The 664-nt window shown below is 41.4% G+C and carries 1 protein-coding gene; it reads right to left on the bottom strand.

What is annotated here, in order from left to right; all coding sequences use genetic code 11:
* A partial coding sequence (locus tag BACCOPRO_RS13970) for a PDDEXK nuclease domain-containing protein (protein ID WP_008144578.1) occupies positions 1-664 on the bottom strand: 664 nt, incomplete at both ends.

Here is a 664-nt window from a genome sequence, read left to right as displayed (position 1 = left end):
GATGTCAATATAATAATCATCACCAGACACCTCTATATGATACTGCCGTCCCATGAAAGCAAAGCCAGCCCCCATTTCTACAAGGAATTTCTCCACATGCTTCACCAAACCGATTTCTACATCACGCTCATTGTATTGCTCCGTGAAAGTCAGCATATCAAATATATATGGGTCTTTAAGCATTAATTTCACATCATTTGCTTCCGGAACAGGCAGGGTTTCTGTGAAATTGTTAGCCAACGCTCCATGCTTGCCATAATCATCAAGTTTGATGGCTTCTTGCAGATAGCGTGTTGTCCAGTGATTGGTAATGCTCTGCACCATATACCAATATCGTGCACGAATATCTTTGACCTGCTTTATCAATACAAGATTATGCGTCCAATCCAGATGCTTGATGGGGAGGGTGAAATTATATTCATCCAAATGCGAAATCAGTGATTTCGCATTTGGAGAAGCCGCTCTCTTTATCATCGTAAGTTCCTGATTATATTCGTTGAAAAACTGCACCATATATTGCATATTACGTACAGTAAATCCTTTTATTTCGGAATAATCGTTCTTCAAATCCGCTGCCAGCCGTTGCAAGGTTTTCTTACCCCAACCGTCTGCTTCTTGACAACCTCCCGTCTGTTTTTGATTTGCCCGACTGTCTAATTCGCCC

It is taken from the genome of Phocaeicola coprophilus DSM 18228 = JCM 13818 (assembly GCF_000157915.1).
Taxonomy (GTDB): Bacteria; Bacteroidota; Bacteroidia; order Bacteroidales; family Bacteroidaceae; genus Phocaeicola; species Phocaeicola coprophilus.
This window is presented reverse-complemented; position numbering and strand designations above follow the sequence as displayed.